At 61.5% G+C, this 15,099-nt stretch carries 14 protein-coding genes and 1 riboswitch; of the genes, 3 read left to right on the top strand and 11 right to left on the bottom strand.

Annotation, left to right across the window (positions count from 1 at the left end):
- Positions 1–216: 216 nt before the first annotated feature.
- Genes cobM through cbiE form a run of 3 tightly spaced genes read right to left on the bottom strand, consistent with a single transcriptional unit; the run spans position 217 to position 2,608 of the window.
- The gene (gene cobM, locus MUU53_RS18825) at positions 217–987 is read right to left on the bottom strand and encodes a precorrin-4 C(11)-methyltransferase (protein WP_247262255.1); all 771 of its coding nucleotides are present in this window, start codon (positions 985–987) and stop codon (positions 217–219) included.
- On the bottom strand, positions 984–1,388 hold the full coding sequence (locus MUU53_RS18830; protein WP_247262256.1) for a cobalamin biosynthesis protein: 405 nt from the start codon (positions 1,386–1,388) through the stop codon (positions 984–986). Before MUU53_RS18830 ends, cobM begins: the two co-directional genes overlap by 4 nt.
- Positions 1,367–2,608, bottom strand: coding sequence for a precorrin-6y C5,15-methyltransferase (decarboxylating) subunit CbiE (gene cbiE / locus MUU53_RS18835; RefSeq protein ID WP_247262257.1), 1,242 nt, complete (start codon positions 2,606–2,608; stop codon positions 1,367–1,369). Before cbiE ends, MUU53_RS18830 begins: the two co-directional genes overlap by 22 nt.
- Here cbiE and MUU53_RS18840 point away from each other — a divergent pair.
- Complete coding sequence (locus MUU53_RS18840; RefSeq protein ID WP_247262258.1) at positions 2,607–3,377, top strand: cobalt-precorrin-6A reductase; 771 nt, start codon at positions 2,607–2,609, stop codon at positions 3,375–3,377. The two genes, cbiE and MUU53_RS18840, sit on opposite strands and share 2 nt — an antisense overlap.
- Here MUU53_RS18840 and MUU53_RS18845 read toward each other — a convergent pair.
- Genes MUU53_RS18845 through MUU53_RS18875 form a run of 7 tightly spaced genes read right to left on the bottom strand, consistent with a single transcriptional unit; the run spans position 3,341 to position 11,623 of the window.
- A complete protein-coding gene (locus MUU53_RS18845; RefSeq protein ID WP_247262259.1) occupies positions 3,341–4,105 on the bottom strand; it encodes a precorrin-3B C(17)-methyltransferase in 765 nt (254 codons plus the stop codon). The genes MUU53_RS18840 and MUU53_RS18845 overlap by 37 nt on opposite strands.
- On the bottom strand, positions 4,102–4,833 hold the full coding sequence (locus tag MUU53_RS18850) for a precorrin-2 C(20)-methyltransferase (protein ID WP_247262274.1): 732 nt from the start codon (positions 4,831–4,833) through the stop codon (positions 4,102–4,104). The genes MUU53_RS18845 and MUU53_RS18850 overlap by 4 nt, the downstream gene beginning before the upstream one ends.
- Before the next feature lie 20 nt (positions 4,834–4,853).
- Complete coding sequence (locus MUU53_RS18855) at positions 4,854–5,486, bottom strand: precorrin-8X methylmutase (RefSeq protein WP_247262260.1); 633 nt, start codon at positions 5,484–5,486, stop codon at positions 4,854–4,856.
- A complete protein-coding gene (cobG, locus tag MUU53_RS18860; protein ID WP_247262261.1) occupies positions 5,486–6,781 on the bottom strand; it encodes a precorrin-3B synthase in 1,296 nt (431 codons plus the stop codon). Before cobG ends, MUU53_RS18855 begins: the two co-directional genes overlap by 1 nt.
- A 17-nt stretch (positions 6,782–6,798) precedes the next feature.
- A complete protein-coding gene (gene cobN, locus MUU53_RS18865; protein ID WP_247262262.1) occupies positions 6,799–10,158 on the bottom strand; it encodes a cobaltochelatase subunit CobN in 3,360 nt (1,119 codons plus the stop codon).
- Positions 10,158–11,195 (bottom strand): cobalamin biosynthesis protein CobW, encoded by a 1,038-nt coding sequence (cobW, locus tag MUU53_RS18870; protein ID WP_247262263.1) that lies wholly within the window; start codon positions 11,193–11,195, stop codon positions 10,158–10,160. Before cobW ends, cobN begins: the two co-directional genes overlap by 1 nt.
- Complete coding sequence (locus MUU53_RS18875; protein WP_247262264.1) at positions 11,192–11,623, bottom strand: DUF1636 family protein; 432 nt, start codon at positions 11,621–11,623, stop codon at positions 11,192–11,194. Before MUU53_RS18875 ends, cobW begins: the two co-directional genes overlap by 4 nt.
- Positions 11,624–11,721: 98 nt before the next feature.
- Positions 11,722–11,948, bottom strand: a riboswitch (cobalamin riboswitch).
- A gap of 109 nt (positions 11,949–12,057) precedes the next feature.
- Between MUU53_RS18875 and cobO the strand changes: the two genes are divergently transcribed.
- Together cobO and MUU53_RS18885 are read left to right on the top strand one after the other, a co-directional pair.
- Positions 12,058–12,672 carry a cob(I)yrinic acid a,c-diamide adenosyltransferase gene (gene cobO / locus MUU53_RS18880; protein WP_343229124.1) on the top strand — a complete coding sequence of 205 codons (615 nt, stop codon included), beginning with the start codon at positions 12,058–12,060 and terminating at the stop codon, positions 12,670–12,672.
- Positions 12,672–14,141, top strand: coding sequence for a cobyric acid synthase (locus MUU53_RS18885; RefSeq protein ID WP_247262265.1), 1,470 nt, complete (start codon positions 12,672–12,674; stop codon positions 14,139–14,141). The genes cobO and MUU53_RS18885 overlap by 1 nt, the downstream gene beginning before the upstream one ends.
- Here the strand turns inward: MUU53_RS18885 and cbiB are convergent.
- The gene (gene cbiB, locus MUU53_RS18890; protein ID WP_247262266.1) at positions 14,125–15,096 is read right to left on the bottom strand and encodes an adenosylcobinamide-phosphate synthase CbiB; all 972 of its coding nucleotides are present in this window, start codon (positions 15,094–15,096) and stop codon (positions 14,125–14,127) included. The genes MUU53_RS18885 and cbiB overlap by 17 nt on opposite strands.
- Positions 15,097–15,099 lie beyond the last annotated feature (3 nt).

The following is a 15,099-nucleotide window of genomic DNA, read 5'->3' on the forward strand; positions in this document are numbered from 1 at the left end:
AACTTATAGCAAAACCGCTTCTAGCGGTTCAAGCGCAGCGTTTCAAACCTCCACCTCTGGTGGAGGTTATGACTTTGCGGCAAGGTCTCCATCCCATTGTTCCTTGGGGCCCTCGCCCTCTTTCTCAACATTGATGGAGCGAACGGCCAACCGTTCTGCCGATCTCCCCCCTTGAGGGGGAGATGTCCGGCAGGACAGAGGGGGTAATTGATGGCCTCACTCCGGCTTGCTGCTTCCAGATCTGAACCGCCGCACATAATCCGTGCTGTAGAGCGCGCTTTCGCGGAAATCCTCCGCCTGAAGACCGGGGCCGACGAAGATCAGCGCCGTGCGCTCGATGGGTTCTGCCGCGATCTGGGCTGCGATGGTGGAAAGCGTGCCGCGCAGGATTTTTTCTTCCGGCCATGTGGCCTTCACCACGATGGCGACAGGGCAGTCTTTGCCGTAATGGGGCGTCAATTCCGTGACGATCTTCTCCAGCGCGTGGATGGCCAGATGAATGGCTAATGTTGCGCCAGTCGCTGCGAAGTTGGCAAGGTTTTCTCGTTCCGGCATTTTGGAGGCGCGACCCGATACGCGTGTCAGGATCAGGCTTTGCGCCACTTCAGGAATGGTCAGTTCTCGCTTCAGCGCGGCGGCAGCGGCGGCGAAGGAGGGAACGCCGGGAGTCAGCGTATAATCGATGCCGAGACGGTCCAGCCGCCGCATCTGTTCAGCCACAGCGCTCCAGACAGAGAGATCACCGGAATGCAGGCGGGCAACATCCTGACCCGCTTCTTGGGCGGACAGATATTCCGCCTCGATTTCATCCAGCGAGAGCGAGGCCGTATCGACGATGCGTGCACCTTCCGGGCAGTAATCCAAGAGTTCGCGCGGCACGATGGACCCGGCATAGAGGCATACCGGGCAGCGTGCGATCAGATCACGGCCGCGCACGGTGATGAGGTCGGCGGCACCGGGGCCTGCGCCAATGAAATGAACGGTCATGGCATATTCTCCGAAAGGGCAATGGCGCAGGTCACGCCCTGCGAAACGTGGCGCGGTCCAAGAAGGCGGGCATTGGGTCCGGCTGCGGCAAGGGCAGCTGCCTCTGACAGGCTGGGCAGGCCGGTATGGGCGAGGCTTGTCTCGGAGCGCGTGTGGGTAAGGGAAACTACACTTTGCAGGGTTTCATCGAACAGGACAACAAACTCTGCGCCAAGCTGATGCGCTGCTTCTCGAATGCCCTCTTCGTCCGCCTTGATGGCACCGGTCGCGATAACAAGCGGGCGGGCGAGCTTCACCCCATGCGTCTGCAAGGCTTCATCGATCACCGCCAGCACCACATCGGCGGGCGTGCCTTTCCGGCAGCCGATACCAAGCGCCATCATGCCTTCACCCAGGCCCATTGGGTCACCGGCATGGCGGCGCGCCAGCCGGTCATCGGGCCAACGGGCTCGGCACGATCTACCGAAAGCCGGGTAAGTCGGCCGCCAAGCCGCGCGTGGGCCTCCAGCAGTACCCGCTCCATTTCCAGCGTCACCGCATTGGCGACCAGCCTGCCGCCGAGTGGAAGCGCCGCGATGGCCGCCTCCAGCACGCCGTCCTTGCTGCCGCCGCCGCCAATAAAGATCACACCCGGCGTCGGCAGGTCCGCAAGTGCCGAAGGCGCCTTACCCTCCACCACCTGCAAACCCGGTACGCCAAAGGAGGCGGCATTTCGCCGGATTCGTGCAACCCGTTCTGGATGATGCTCGATGGCCACGGCACGCATGGACGGATGTGCCAGCATCCATTCGATTGCGATCGAACCCGCGCCCGCACCTATATCCCACAGCAATTCGCCGCGCCGGGGGGAGAGCGTGGAAAGCGTTGCAGCGCGAACTTCCCGCTTGGTGATCTGGCCATCATGCTCGAAAAGCTCATCAGACAGACCGAAGCCAAGCGGCACAATGCGGGCCTGTGGTGCGGCTTGAACGTCCACTGCGATGATGTTGAGCGGATCGAGGCCAACCAGATCGAAGCTCGATGCCTTTACCCGGCTTATCTTCTCGCGATCCCCACCTAGCGCTTCCAGAACTGTGATCCGGCTTTCGCCAAACCCGTTCTCCGCCAGCAGCTTTGCAATCGTCGCGGGGCCGTGCTCATCAGAGGTCAGCGCTAGAACTTTTCGGCCCGGATGCAGCAGAGGACGAATGAGATCCGGCGAGCGTCCATGCAGCGAAACGTTTTCAATATCCTGTAAAGCCCAGCCAAGCCGCGATGCCGCCAGCGAGAAGGCCGACGGGGCTGGATAGGCGACAAATTCATCTGCCGGGAACTGCCGTGCTAGCGTCACGCCGACGCCGAAAAAGAAGGGATCGCCGGATGCTAGCACGCAAACCTTTCGGTCCTTCAGCGCCGCCACGGCCTTCATGTCGCTATCGAATGGCTGCGGCCACGCGCACGCCTCGCCTGTGATTGTCACCCTGGCAAGCTCCAGATGGCGGGTGCCGCCGAAGATGAATTCGGCCTCCGAAATTGCCTGTCTTGCTCTCTCGCCCAAACCGGTAAGGCCATCTTCGCCAATGCCGACGATGGACAACCAGGGCTGACCGGGTAGAAGGGAGGCGGATAAATCAGGAGCCATGGCGGTGCATTCCATTCTCATTCTGGGCGGAACGACGGAAGCGCGGCAACTGGCCGAAGCCCTGCGCGATCTTGGCCGTTTCCGGTTGGAGCTTTCGCTGGCGGGCCGAACCAAGGCGCCCGTCGAGCAGCCGGTTCCGGTGCGCGTCGGTGGCTTCGGCGGGGCGGAAGGTCTGGCGGACTATCTGAAAGCGGGCCAAGTCGATGTGCTGATCGATGCTACGCATCCTTACGCGGCACGCATTTCCGCCAATGCGGCAAAGGCCGCGGAAATTTCCGGGGTGCCCCTGATCGCGTTGCGTAGACCGGGCTGGGAACGGCAGGCGGAGGACCGCTGGACCGAGGTGGAAAGCGTGGAGGCTGCAGTGGCCGCCTTGGGACAGAAGCCGCGCCGTGCCTTCTTGGCACTCGGTCGTCAGGAACTTCTGCCTTTCGAGGCGGCACCGCAGCACACCTATCTTGTGCGCAGCGTCGATCCCGTGGAGCCGCCGCTTGCTCTGCCGAGTGTGCGCTATCTCACGGCGCGCGGCCCCTTCAATGAAGCGGACGAACGGACGCTGTTGGCGGAAAGCGGCATTGAGGTCGTGGTTTCGAAGAATTCCGGCGGTGCGGCAAGCTACGGAAAGATCGTGGCAGCGCGGGCGCTCGGGCTGCCGGTCGTCATGATCCGCCGTCCGGTTCTGCCGGAGGTGCCATCGTTCCAGACGGTCAAAGCGCTCGCTGCCCATGTGGATCAGGCCTTTCCGGCCATCCAGGAACGCGGCGAATAGACCAGAGGGCGCTGCCCCTCGCGGTTGATCAGCCGCGTTTCCGTAGACCCGACGATGATGCAGGTGGCCATATCCGCCATATCGGAATGCGCTTCGCTGAGCGGCACCACGTTGATGCGCTCATCGGGACGACCGGCGGCACGCCCGAATATGACGGGAACCGTTCCCGGAAGGTGGGTGCGCAGAATATCGAAAGCCTGCCCCAATTGGTGCGGTCGCGCCTTGCTGACGGGATTGTAGAACGCCATCACGAAACCGGCTTGGGCTGCTGCAATTAGCCGCTTCTTGATCACATCCCAAGGCTTCAGATTGTCCGACAATGAGATGGCGCAGAAATCATGCCCCAGCGGAGCACCCGCCTTGGCAGCGACCGCCAGCATGGCGGTCACACTCGGAACGATCGCGAACTCGATATTGCGCCATTCCGCAGGGCCGCTTTCCATGGCCTCACAGACGGCTGCGGCCATGGCGAAAACGCCGGGATCGCCGCCCGACACAACACACACCTTTTCCCCTTGTACGGCAAGGGTGAGGGCGGCGGCGGCGCGGGAGATTTCCTCGCGATTGTCGGAGGCGTGGCGGCGCTGTTCGGGGCGCAAATCCAGCCGGTCCACATAGGGGCCATAGCCGAAGAAATCCGTTGCTTCCGCGACGGCACTCAGCGCTTCCGGCGTGATCTGTTCTGGGCTGCCGGGACCGAGGCCAACGACGGTAAGCTTGCCCGTCATGCCAGCACTCCCTGCGGGCGGCTTTTCCAGCCGGGAACCAGCACCAGCGAGAAGTAAGGTGCCGGTGCAGTTTCATCCCGCTCGGCAAGCGGCATGGCATGGCCCGTCGGCATTGTGCCGCGCTCTACGTAGATGGCGCCGTCCAGCTTGCCGGTTGCGGCCAGTGCGCGGCGAATTTTCGGCAGGTTGCGGCCCACCTTCATGATCACCGCGCCATCGGTTCCCGCCAGACGCGTAGTCAATGCCTCCTCGGGCAGAGTACCGGGCAGAACGCTCAGGATATCATCGCCCTGCACCAGCGGCATGCCCGCCAGCGACCAGCAGCCGGACATGGCAGTGACGCCTGGAATGACCTCCGCCGGAAAATGTGGTGCCAGCCGCAGATGCAGGTGCATATAGGAGCCGTAGAACAGCGGGTCGCCTTCGCTTAACACCGCCACGTTTCGGCCCGCCTGAAGATGCACCGCAATTTCCGCCGCAGACTGGTCGAAGAAGCCATCGATGGCGCGCTTGTAGCTATCGCTATCCTTGTCCTCTTCGACAGTGACCGGATAGACGAGCGGCAGTTCCAGAATGTCGGCCCGCACATGGGTTTCCACAATGGTGCGGCCATTGCCGCGTGCACCGCGCTTGGCGAAAAATGCCAGTACATCCGCATTGTTCAGGGCCTTTACGGCCTTCAGCGTCAGCAGTTCCGGGTCACCGGGGCCGGTGCCGACACCATACATCTTGCCGGGAATAATCTCGCTCACAGGCCTGCCCTCGCCAGCGCATTGACGGCAGCCGCCGTCATGGCTGAGCCGCCCATACGGCCTTTGACAATCGCATAGGGAATGCGGTGGGCGCTTTTCGCCAGAGCTTCTTTGCTCTCGGCAGCGCCGACGAACCCAACCGGCATTCCGATGATGGCTGCAGGCTTTGGGCAGCCTTTATCCAGCATTTCCAGGAGATAAAAGAGCGCGGTCGGTGCATTGCCGATGGCGACCACTGATCCCTCCAGCCGGTCCCGCCACAGTTCAAGGGCAGCGGCAGAGCGGGTATTGCCCACCTGTTTGGCGAGGTCCGGCACCTGCGGGTCGCGCAGCGTGCAGATCACTTCGTTATTGGCCGTAAGCCGTGCGCGGGTTACGCCATGGGCCACCATCTGCGCATCGCAGAAAACAGGTTTTCCAGCCAGAAGGGCGGCGCGTGCGGCCCCCACAAAATCCCACGAAAACTCGAAATGCGCTGCCGCTTCCACAAGCCCGCAAGCATGGATCATGCGGATGGCGACATCCGCTTGCTCGTCCGTGAAGCGGGAAAGATCCGCTTCCTCGCGGATAATGGCGAAGGATTTGCGATAAATCGCATCGCCATCGCGGATGTAATCGTAGTCCGTCATCAAGGTCCTTCGCCAAGAGCTGCTGCAATCCCGTTGGGACCGAGCCGCACAAGGCAATCATGGTTCGTTTCGCCGTCCCGCCGTGCTGTCTCGATCAGACGCGCAAGGGCTGCAAGCGCCGCTTTCTCAGCAGTGGGGGCGAGATGTTTGATCGGGGTATCCGTGGTTTTTCCGCAGAATACAAGATGGCTGCCATTTTCTGTGCCGATGAAGGCAAGCGGCGAGGGGGTGGGGTGAGCGCAACCCTTTACGCAGCCGGAGAGGTGAAGCCGAAGCGACCCATCGAAGAGAGCAGGTGTTTCACGGGCAGCAAAGCGCCCGAGCGTATGGGTTTCAAGGCGGGCAGAATTGCAGGACGGAGAACCCGGACAGGCATCAATCTGCCGCAGCGGATCATCCGCCTTTACGATAAGGCCTACCTGTTCCGCCACGCCATGCAGGTTTGCGCAGGCCTCCTTAACCCCGAAGGCAATAAGGCTGTGGTCGGGTGCCGGCCTGATGCCCTCGATGCCGAAGCCTTCCGCCCGTTGCGCAAATTCCGCCAAGGCCTGAGCCTTGATTTGGCCAAAGGGCAGGGCGACGCGCAGAGCGTGGGTGCGATGGCCAAGGGCAAACAATCCGAACAGGCTTTGTTGCGGCAGTCTGACGAGGGGCGGGGACGGGTTCAAATCGCGCAGCACGTTCTCAGGCAGACTCGACATGTCTATCTGCCGTCCGCGTGTTTTCGGTCCAATATCGGCAAAATGGGTGAGAAGGGCACATACGCACTCTGCCGCGTTTTCATCGCTGACACAGCCGATACCGGGTCCGGTCTGGAGCGTGCCGCCGAGGAAAACATTCCACGCGTTCTTATTCGTTGCGACCAGCCGGATATCCGCCAGCAGATCATCAAGCCGGATCAGGCCAGTGGTTTCCAGCACCACGGAAAGCTTCGGTGCCAACCTGCCGCGAAGTGGACGAGCAGCCTCCATGATCGCAAGACCGAGCGGGCGCGGATCATTGCCTGTTTCAAGGCCCGCTAGCGGCGACCATTCCACCGCCAGACCTTCACGCAGCGGCAGGTCGAGTGCGCGAACATCCGCTTCCAGCTTTGCAGCCGACGCCAGCGTCAGGCCCCGGATTTGCAGGTTTCCACGGGCAGAAATGTCGAGCATTCCATTGCCATGCGCGATTGAAAGCGAACACAGCGCGGCCAGTTGCTTAGGTGTGATGGCATCAATCAGCGCGACGCGCGAGAGGTAGCCATCGCCGGTCAGCATGGGCGCATCAAGGGTCGGACAAGCACTGCGGGCCATGGGAGAAGCCGCCGCCGTCATCGCCTTGCCCTCGCATTCGCCGATCCGTGCAGCATTTCCAGATCACGATCCACCGAGTTGCGGCGTGGCTGCCAAAGCCCGCGGCGGCGGGCCGACATCAACCGGTCGGCGATGGAGCGAGCCGCTTCCGGGTTCTGGTCCAACACGAAATCACGCACCCGTTCATCGGCTACATAGGCATCATAAATGGCTTCGATCAGGCTTTGGGGAACGGCTTGCGTCGTTTCGGCAAAGCCGACGAGGCGGTCCACCGTCTCGGCGAATTCCGCAGCACCACGCGGGCCATGGCGCATCTGCCCGTCAATGAAGCGTGGGTTCACGGCGCGGGCGCGCACCACGCGCGTTACGGCTTCGGCCACCGAGCGAGCGCGGGGTTTATGCGGGTTCGTTGTATCCAGCGAAATCAGGTCCGCCTTGCCGCCAAGCGCTGCGACGGCTGCGGCAAAGCCACCGATGAAGGCCACATCGCCGGAACCATCCAGCAGGTCGCGGCCCGGATCGTCGCCCGTATGCACCAGAAGGTCGGCCTGTTTCACCCGTTCTGCAAAGGTGCTTGAGGCTTCGAAGCCTTCACCGTCAGCCCCGCCAAAGGCATGGCTTGTCATGGCAAGATAGGCGCGGCCAAGCTCCTCACGCGCCTGCCAGTCGCCGGATGAAAGCTTTTCCTCGATGCCGGAGCCGTAAGTGCCAGGTGCAGAACCGAAAATGCGTGGCGGGATCTGCCCAAGCCGCTTCGCCTCTTCCGCTAGAGGGTTATCGCCATCAGCCTCCTCGCGGGTCGCTATGGAGCGGGTAGCGGCATCCAGCAGCGCAATCAGCGAGGGGAACATGTCGCGGAACAGGCCAGAAATGCGGAAGGTGACGTCAACACGCGGACGGCCCAGTTGCGCGGGCGGAAGCACTTCGATACCGGTCACACGTCCGGTTGCGGCATCCTGAACAGGCCTTGCGCCCATCAGCGCCAGCCCTTGTGCCACTTCCTCGCCGCCGCTGCGCAGGCTGGCGCTTCCCCACAGATCGATCACAAGGCTTTTCGGCCAGTCGCCATGGTCCTGAAGGTAGCGGCGGATGACTTCATCCGCCGCTAGCCTGCCAAGCTCGAAGGCGGTCGGCGTCGGCATGGTGCGCGGGTCGGACGCATAGAGATTGCGGCCTGTTGGCAGCACATCGCGACGGCCACGAGCCGGTGCACCGGAGGGGCCCGGGTATACGAAACGGCCATCCAGTGCGGCCAGCAGAGCCTCGCGCTCGGCGTTTGCGCTTTGGAGCCGCAGCGGATCGCCTTCCTCTTGATCGGCGCGGCCAAACACATGCTGGCCGTCCTTGATGGCAAAATCTTTCAGGTCGCAGAGAAAGGCGTCGATACGCGAAAGGGCGGTATCCGGATCTTCCTCGCGAGAAATGCCTGCCTCTGCTGCCAACCCCGTTCCTTCAGCGGTTTCTACAATCAGTTTTGCCAACCGGTCGCGGCGCTTGCGATCCAGCCCGTCGGCCTGCGCATATTCATCCACCAGCAGTTCCAGCTTTTGCTGCGCAGGGGAAAGGCCAGCCTCCGCCAGCATGGGTGGAAGATGGCCAATCGTTTGCGCCGCAATCCGGCGCTTGGCGACCGCTGCCTCGCCGGGATTGGAGACGATGAAGGGATAGAGCACCGGCAGATTTCCGGTGACGATCTCGGGGAAGCAGTCTTGCGAAAGCGCAACATTCTTGCCCGGCAGCCATTCCAATGTGCCATGCGCCCCGACATGGATGATGGCCTGCGCGCCAAGCTCTCTCTGCATGAAACCGCCAAAGGCCAGCAGGGCATGACGCGGCGGGCGGGCCGGATCATGGTAATCGGTGCGGCGATCCGCCTCTCGTCCACGATCCGGGGCCAGTGCTACGGTCACATTGCCAAAACGAACTGCCCGGAAGCGGAACCTTCCCGCCTGATAAGATTCGTCGGCTAAAGGATCTCCCCAGGTGCTGTGTACGGCGGAACGCGCGGCTTCGGGGAGCGATGCCAGATAATTCCCATAGATCTCTGCCTCCAGCGTTTCCGTCTGGCGCAAGACCCGGTCCATCAGGTCCTTGGCCGTAGCCGGAATATCTGTGGCCTCGTAGCCTTCGGCCTGAAGATCCCGCAGCATCTGCAGCACACTTTCCGGCACATCGAGGCCGACCGCATAGCCGGTGCGGCCATCGGCCCCCGGATAATCCGGCATAAGAATGATGATACGACGTTCTGATTTCGGCGTGGCGTAAAGCGCTAGATGCTTGAGGATACGGTCCGCCGTTGCCGCCACTCGATCCGGCTCCGGCATATTGGTAAAGCCGGTGAAGCCGAAATCTTCGCCCCCCAGCCGTTCTGCCTTGAAGGACAGTGTGCCTGCCAGAATACGGCCATCCAGTTCCGGCAGCACCACATGCATGGCAAGATCGGAAGGTCCAAGCCCGCGCTGGTTTTCTGCCCATACCTGCCGTTTGGTCGTCGCAATCACGGTCTGAAACACCGGCATACCAAGCACGTCGAACAGCGTCTTGCCGTCTAGTTCCGCATTGCTGGCAAAGGCGGTGGCGGTGATGATGGCCGCAGGTTTGAGTGGTGCCAGCATGTCTCGCAGATGGGTTAGCGTTGCCGCATCCTTCAACCCGGGAATGAAGACGGGCAGAACGCAAACGCCTTGATCTTCCAGCGCTTTCACCAGCGCATCAACAGGGGCGACGTCGCTTGCCAGCAGCATGGAGCGATAGAAGAGCAGCGGTAGAAGCGGTTTCTCTCCGCGCTCTGCCAGTGCCTCATCCAGCGAAACGACGCCTTTCAAAGGTCGGTAGAGGCCGAGCCTCGGCACGTCCTCGGCCTCTGGGGATGCAATACCGGCATCGCCGGATAGCTTATTGGTAAGTCGGCTAACAAGCCTGTTCAGATTATCAGGCCCGCCAGTGCGAAAGAATGCGAGAACGGAGCGGATTTCCGCCTGATCCACGGTGGAGGCGGCTTCCAGTCGCTCGTCGCGCTCGCTACATTCACCCGGCAGCAGATAGAGCGGAATGTTCCGCTCTCTGGCGATACGCGCCAGCTCATCCACCCCGTAGCGCCAGCGATCATAGCCACCGAGAATGCGGACGAGGATCAGCTTGGCGTGCCGGGCCACCTTGTCAGCCCAAAGGTCCACCGACATGGGATGGCGCAGGTCGGAAAGCTGGGCCAGGCGCAGGGAAAGCCCGGACGGCTTCAACCGGTTCCAGGCGCTGGCAATGCCGTTCAGGTCGCTATCGGTAAAGGACAGCACCACCACATCCCCCGGCGTCTGGTTCAGATCGACCGGCTCAATCAGATCGTCGAGCGATGAGGATGTGGTGGCGAGAATATGCATCAGGCGGCCAACAACTTCCCGATTTTTGCGACGTCGATGCCCTTTTCGCCGATCACGACGAGGCGCGAACGGCGGGTTTCACCGGTGTTCCACGGGCGGTCGAAATAGTGGTTCACGCGCGGGCCAACCGCCTGCACCAGAAGCCGCATCGGCTTGCCGGATACTTCGACGTAGCCCTTGATGCGCAGCACCTTTTCAGCATCCGTCACATCGGCAATGCGCTTGCTGAGTTCTTCCGGGCTGGCAATGGCCGGAATATCCAGCACGAAGCTGTCGAAATCGTCGTGCTCGTGGTCCAGCTCGTCATCGTGATGCGTCTTGCGGTTCTCGATATCGTCTTCCACCGCCAGGCCAAGGCCGATGAAGATGGCCGGATCGATCTCCCCATTCTGCGAATTGACGATGCGCACGGCACGTGGCAGGTGGTCCTCCACATGAGCCCGGGCCTTTTCAAGATCTGCTTCGTTCAGCAGATCAGACTTGGTGAGGATCACAAGATCGGCGCAGGCAATCTGGTCTTCGAAGACTTCTTCGACCGGATCGTCATGATCGAGAGACTGGTCTTCAGCACGCTGGGCGGCAAGGGCCTCCATGTCGTCGGCAACGCGGCCTTCGGCCAACGCCAGACCATCGACCACGGCCACGACGCCATCCACCGTCACGCGGCTTTTCACGCCCGGCCATTGGAAGGCCTGAACCAGCGGCTTTGGTAGAGCAAGACCCGAAGTCTCAATCAGGATGTGATCGACCTTAGGCTCCATGGCGAGGATCTTGTCGATGGCTGGCACGAAATCATCCGCCACGGTGCAGCAGATGCAGCCATTGGCAAGCTCGATGATATTGTCTTCCGGGCAGTTTTCGATGCCGCAGCTCTTCAGGATTTCGCCGTCGATGCCGACATCGCCGAACTCGTTGACGATCACGGCCAGGCGCTTGCCCTTGATGTTTTCCAGTGCGTGACGCAGCAGCGTGGTTTTTCCGGCCCCTAAAAAGCCGGTGACGACAGTGCAGGGCACGCGGGCGAGCGAATTGGTCATGAAGTCTGTCCTTCGACGTTTGCGAGAATGGGTGTAAGCGGCGGAATGCGGGCAATCATGCCGCGCTTGAGGCTTTCGGGGCGGCCCTTCCAGGGCATCAGGCCATCGGTGGAACCGGCCAGCAGACGTGCGCCCTCCAGCAGATCATCAGCTGAATCGGTGCCGAGATCGCCGAACACATAGGACCAGCCATCGGCGCTCTGAATGCTGGCACTCAAGGCCCGCTTGCAGTTGGCGAGGCAGGCAACAGAGCGAATTTCCACGCCCTCAGCTGCCAGCGCCTTGGCGCGTTCCGCCAGCACGGCACCGTCGCGCGGCGCATCGACGGCTTCCTGCCCACTGCGGCAGGTTTCGCAGACATGAATCACGACATTCGCAACGTCACGTGCTACGGCATCCTGTCTGTCCGGTCGTGTCGAGAGATCCAAGAATCCACCCCAAATCATTGTTACAATGGGGCGCTTCCATGTCAGGCTACTCACCTCACATGGTTTGATACATCCTTGCCCGGAGCACCCCGCCCGGCGGATTTCATGCATAAACGGCAGGTCTCCTGGCTCGCGACCATCGTGCCTGCGCCGCCTTCCCGAAGATGTCTTCAGTGGCATTATGCGCCGGACGTTCCATCCTTCTGAAAAGGCGGAAGGCCGCTTACAGTTGCGGGGGCAGCCGTGGTTTAGGCGAAAATTCCGCACCACGTTCCCTCTTAGCTTTCCCCGTTGCCGGGAAAAGACCGTTTACAGCCGCTCACTATGCCCTTGTGCAACTTCCTGTCAATGGTGATCACGGCAGGGGGCAATTGCCGCGCGGATCGTTTTGACTATAGTCCGCCGCTCCATTGACAGCACGCAGGGAGAGGCCGGTGAAGGAGATCGACGAAAGCGAAGCGGAACGTCATCGCCGCAAGATGGCCAATCGCAAAGCGGTGCAGGATGCTGAAGTGGCCTCCAAAACCATCGAAAAAGGTTTGCTGATCGTCAACACGGGTCCGGGTAAGGGCAAATCGACAGCGGCTTTCGGGTTGGCATTGCGCATGCTGGGCCATGGACGAAAGGTCGCCGTGGTGCAGTTCATCAAGGGTGCCTGGGATACGGGCGAGCGCGTGGCGCTGGAAACCTTCGGTAACCGCGTGATCTGGCACACCATGGGTGAGGGCTTCACCTGGGATACGCAGGACCTGAAGCGGGATGTCGCGGCCGCCGAGCGTGCTTGGGAAAAGGCCAAGGAGATGATGGCGCTGCCGGATGTCGGCCTGTTGATCCTCGATGAGCTGAATATCGCGCTGCGCTACGATTACCTCGACCTCGAAAAGGTCATCGCGGATTTGACTGCCCGCAGGCCGGATCTGCACGTCATCGTCACCGGTCGTAACGCCAAGGCACCGTTGATCGAAGCCGCCGATATGGTGACGGAGATGACGCTTGTGAAGCATCACTTCAAGGCGGGCGTGAAGGCGCAGGCCGGGATAGAGTTCTGATGTTAAAGCCCCCCGCCAAGGCATTGATGTTTCAGGGAACGGGCTCGGATGTCGGCAAGTCGCTTGTCGTGGCGGGTCTGGCGCGTGCCTTTACTCTGCGCGGGCTGAAGGTCCTGCCGTTCAAGCCGCAGAATATGTCGAACAATGCGGCCGTGACCGCTGATGGCGGGGAGATTGGTCGGGCGCAGGCGCTGCAGGCGCGTGCCGCTCGCGCTCCCCTTTCAGTGCACATGAACCCGGTTCTTCTGAAGCCGCAAAGCGAGGTGGGTGCGCAGATTGTCGTGCAGGGCAAGGTGCGCGGCAATGCCAAGGCTGCCGAATACCAGCAGATCAAGGCGGGGCTGATGTCAGCCGTTCTGGAAAGCTTCGAGCAACTGAAGGCTCAAGCCGATCTGGTGCTGGTGGAAGGGGCAGGCAGCGCGTCCGAAGTCAATCTTCGCCGCAATGATATTGCCAATATGGGCTTTGCCCGCGCCGCCAATGTGCCTGTCGTGCTGATCGGCGATATCGATCGTGGTGGCGTCATCGCCAGCCTCGCGGGCACGAAAACGGTGGTGGATGCAGCTGACGCGGCCATGATCCGCGGCTTCATCGTCAATCGGTTTCGTGGCGACCCCAGCCTGTTCGATGAAGGCATGCGGATGATCGAGGGCTTTACCGGCTGGCAGCCAATCGGCCTTTTGCCGCATTTTGCCGAGGCTGCCCGGCTTCCGGCAGAAGATGCTCTGGCGCTGCATTCAAAGCCGGAACCAAAACCGGGCGCAAGGATCCGCATCGCGGTGCCGATCCTGCCGCATGTTTCCAATTTTGATGATCTTGATCCGCTGGATGCCGAACCGGATGTTGAACTGATCCGTGTCAGGCCTGGCGGTGTGCTGCCTGCGAATGCCGATCTCGTTCTGCTGCTGGGTTCCAAGGCAACGATTTCAGATTTGCAAGTTCTGAAGTCGGCAGGCTTCGATATCGATATCGCCGCACATGTGCGGCAGGGAAAGCCGGTGCTTGGCCTCTGCGGCGGCTATCAGATGCTGGGAAAATGCGTGGCTGACCCTGATGGGATGGAAGGGCCTGCCGGTGTCGTCGAGCCGGGGCTCGGTCTGCTGGATATCGAAACACGATTGACGGGCGACAAACGTCTTGTGGCCGTAGAGGGACAGACTGCCGACGGCGTTTCCTTTGCCGGCTACGAAATGCATGTGGGCGAGACGTCAGGGTCGGATTGCGAGCGTGCTTTCGCCGTGATCGATGGTCGCGGTGAAGGTGCGGTTTCCGCTTCCGGGCTTGTTTCCGGCACCTATGTGCATGGGCTTTTCGCCGATGATGCGCAGCGTTCCAGCTGGTTGAAGCGGCTGGGGGGCGAGGCCTCAAGCCTGGATTATGAACAGGGCGTGGAACAGGTTCTGGATCGTCTGGCCGCGCATATCGAGCGGCATCTGGATCTGGATTTGCTGCTCAGGTTAGCGCGCTGATCGTAACCGCCAGAACTCCGAACAGGGCAATCAGCAGCAGATCGGCAGTGCGGGCAAGGGTCAGGGCGCGGCGAATATCTGCGGCGGTTGCCTCGCGCCGTCCGCCTTCTCCCATGAAATGGTCGCCCACCAGTTCGCCGCCATAAACACGCGGTCCGGCAAGGGCGAGACCCAGCGCACCGGCCATGGCCGCTTCCGGCCAGCCTGCATTGGGAGATTTATGCTTGGCCGCATCGCGCCGGACCGCTGCCCATGCGTCTTGGTGCGATGCACCGGGGGTCGCCCAAGCTGCAGCCGTAAAGAGAAGGGCCGTCAGGCGCGAGGCCGGAAGGTTGATGAGGTCGTCAAAACGTGCCGCTGCCCAGCCATAGGCATGATATCGTTCGTTCTTGTGGCCGATCATGCTATCAGCTGTATTGGTCGCCTTGTAGGCGGTGCCACCAGCAAGCCCCAGAAGTCCAAGCCAGAGGGCAGGGGCCGTGATGCCATCGGAAAAGTTTTCGGCAAGGCTTTCAATCGCCGCGCGGCACACACCTGCCTCATCCAGCTGGTCCGGGTCACGGCCGACGATCATGGAAACCGCCTTGCGTCCGGCTTCCAGACCGCCGGTTTCCAGCGCATCGGCCACGGCGCGCACATGGTCCTCAAGACTTTTCTGCGCCAGAAGGCTGGAGGAGACGATTGCCGCCAGTATAAGGCCCAGCGGCAACCACAGAAGAACGCCTTCAAGCGCTGCCGCAAGTGCAATGCTGATGGCCAGTAGCAGGACGAAACAGATCAACCCGTTGCGGCGTCGAGTTTTGAAGCTTTCGGAAAGCGTGTTGAAACGCCCTTCTAGCCGGGAGATCAAATTGCCGATCCAGATGACCGGGTGGCCGATGCGCTCCACAAGCCATTGCGGATAGCCGACAAGCCGTTCAATAACGAGGGCGATAAAGGCAAGCGTGAAAGCCATGGA

The sequence above is a fragment of the Affinirhizobium lemnae genome, from assembly GCF_022968395.1.
Lineage (GTDB): Bacteria > Pseudomonadota > Alphaproteobacteria > Rhizobiales > Rhizobiaceae > Neorhizobium > Neorhizobium lemnae.